Here is a 2,739-nt window from a genome sequence, read left to right on the forward strand (position 1 = left end):
GCCAGGCAGTTGATGACCCCCATGCCGCGGTCGCGGTGCCCGTGCCAGTCGAGCTTCACGTCCTCCCGGGAAGGCCCGATAATCTCGTCCTTCACGAAACGCACCAGGCGGCGCACCCCGTCGGGGGTCGCGTGTCCCACCGTGTCCGCCAGGCAGAGGCGGCGCGCGCCCCATGAGATCGCGTTCCCGTAGAGCGCCTTGAGCGTCTCCGGCCGGGCGCGCGTCGTGTCCTCGGTCACGAACATCACTGGAAGACCATGGGTGACCGCGAAGGTCACGGCCTTTTCGCTCGTCTCGAGCATCTGGTCGAGCGTCCAGTCCTCGGCGTACTGGCGGATGGGCGACGAACCGATGAACGTGGCCACCTCGATCGCGATGCCGACCTGCTGCGAGATCTCGACGACCGGCTGGACGTCCGCGATAACGGTGCGGGCGGCACAGTTGGGCGAGATGGCCAGCTTGGCGTTCAGGATCTCGCGGGCGAGGGTGAGGACCTGCTCGCGCACCCGCGCGCCCGCACCCGGCAGTCCGATATCGAGCGAGGCGATGCCGAGGTCCACCATGAGGTGGAGCAGGCGGACCTTCTGCTCCATCGTAGGATCCTTCACCGACGGGCACTGGAGGCCGTCGCGGAGCGTCTCGTCGTTGAGGTCCACGCGCGCGGCCGCCCAGTCGAAACTCGACCCGGCGGCGTTCCAGTCGTGGATCAGCTCGCGGTATTCCATTGATGTCCGGAGTTCTCAAGGTACAGTCTGCGCTCGGCCGCATCCGCGGTCAAGCGTTCTTGCGACAGTGATGCGCGCGGGTTAGCCTCCGCCGCGTGGAACGACTGATCGCGGAGTTGGCCAAGCGGCGCGAGGTCCTCGCAGCTCGCGAGTGGCTGGAGTGCCATGACGACGCCACGATAGCCCTGCAGCGTCAGCTGGCCGTCATTCCGGCGCCGACGGGGTCCGAGGAACGGCGCGGCGCCTTCGTGGCAGCGCGTTTTGGCGACCTCGGGCTCACCGAAGTGCGTACCGACGGCGCCGGTAACGTGCTGGGGCGGCTGGGTCCGGCCGACGGCGCCGGCGTCGTGATCGCCTCGCACCTCGACACCGTCTTCCCCGCCGGGACGAAGCTCGAGGTGCGCGAGGCCGGGGCGCGGCTGATCGCCCCGGGCATCAGTGACAACGCGCGCGGGCTGGCGGCGATGCTGGCGGTCGCCGAGGCGTGCCGAGCGTCGGGGATCGAGCCCGGCCGACCCATCACCTTCATCGCTACGGTGGGCGAGGAAGGCGCCGGCGACCTGCGCGGCGTCAAGCACCTCTTCGAGGACCCCGTCTTCAAGCCGGGGGCCTTCATCGCCCTGGACGGCGCGGGCATCAACCGGATCGTCCATCGGGCACTGGGCTCGCGGCGGCTGCGCGCGACGTTCCGGGGCCCGGGGGGGCACTCGTGGGCGGCGTTCGGCGTGGCCAACGCGGCGCACGCGGTGGGCGTGGCGACGGCGAACATCGCCGGGATCGCCCTCCCCACCTCCCCGCGCACCACGGCCAGCGTCGTGCGCATCGGCGGCGGGTCGAGCCTCAACACCATTCCCCAAGAAGCGTGGCTCGAGCTGGACCTCCGCTCCGAGGCCGAGGCGTCGCTCGAGGCGCTCTACGGCGCGGTCTCGCAGGCGCTCGGCAAGGCGCTGGAGGCGGTGAACGGCAAGCGGTCCGCGGGCACGGCGCCGCTCACGCTGCACCTCGAGCCGCTCGGCAACCGGCCGTCGGGGGTGACGAACGAGAAGCACGCACTCGTGAAGGCGGCGGTCGCGGCGACCCAGGCCGTGGGACAGAAGCCGGAGCTGGCGGCCGCCTCCACCGACGCCAACGTGCCCATCAGCCGGGGCATTCCCGGCATCGCGCTGGGCGCGGGCGGCCGCGGCGGCGAGGCGCACCTCGAGAGCGAATGGTACGAGAACGTTGACGGCCCGGCGGGGATCTTTCGGGCGCTGCTCACGGTCCTCGGCGTCGCTGAGCAGGCGGGAAAGCGAGAGGATCGACCAGCGTGACCCTTCGCCTCGAGGAGCTGCGAGCGAAGATCTCGGCTATTGACTCGGGGCTCCTCCGCCTCGTCTCGGACCGGCTCGCCCTGGTGCGCGAAGTCGGCGCCGCCAAGCGCGAGGCAGGGCTCGCGGTCCGCAGCTACAGCGCGGAGCAGGAGGTGCTGTCACGCTTTCACGCCCTGGCGGGCGAGCTGGGCGTGGACGACCACCTGGCCGAGCGGATCGCGCACCTCCTGATCGGCGCGGCGGTGCGGCAGCAGGAGGAGGCGCTGGCGCCAAGGAGTGAACGGGCACTGCGCATCCTCATCGTCGGCGGCGCGGGGAAGATGGGCCGCTGGCTCGGCCGGTTCTTCGCCGGCCAGGGGCACGACGTGACGACGCTCGATCCGTACGGGCCCGTCCCGGGTTTCACGACCGCAACGCACCTCGTAGCTGCGGTGCGCGAGGCCGAGGTGGTGCTCGTCGCCACGCCACTGGCGCCCGGCAAGCGGGCGCTGCAAGACGTGCTCTCGATCGAGCCGGCCGCCCTGGTCATCGACATCTTCAGTCTGAAGAGCCACGTCCTCGATCTCCTCGAGGGCGCCGCCGCGCGCGGGCTCCGCGTGGCGAGCCTGCACCCGCTCTTCGGCCCCAGCGTGCGCACGTTGAGCGGGCGCGTGATGGCGGTATGCGACTGCGGGAACGCGACCGCCGCGGACCAGGCCGCCGCG

Annotated in this window: 3 protein-coding genes; 2 read left to right on the plus strand and 1 reads right to left on the minus strand. The window is 71.4% G+C overall.

Annotation, left to right across the window (positions count from 1 at the left end; translation table 11 throughout):
• The coding region (locus Q8Q85_01225; protein MDP3772869.1) for a hypothetical protein at nt 1-725 on the minus strand (725 nt) is incomplete at its 3' end.
• Between the two features lie 95 nt (nt 726-820).
• On the opposite strand from Q8Q85_01225, the gene Q8Q85_01230 reads away from it, so the two are divergent.
• Together Q8Q85_01230 and Q8Q85_01235 are read left to right on the plus strand one after the other, a co-directional pair.
• Entirely contained in the window at nt 821-2,035 is a 1,215-nt protein-coding gene (locus Q8Q85_01230) for a M20/M25/M40 family metallo-hydrolase (GenBank protein MDP3772870.1), read from the plus strand.
• The coding region (locus Q8Q85_01235; protein MDP3772871.1) for a prephenate dehydrogenase/arogenate dehydrogenase family protein at nt 2,032-2,739 on the plus strand (708 nt) is incomplete at its 3' end. The genes Q8Q85_01230 and Q8Q85_01235, both read left to right, overlap by 4 nt.

This window comes from Gemmatimonadales bacterium (assembly GCA_030697825.1).
Taxonomy (GTDB): domain Bacteria; phylum Gemmatimonadota; class Gemmatimonadetes; order Gemmatimonadales; family JACORV01; genus JACORV01.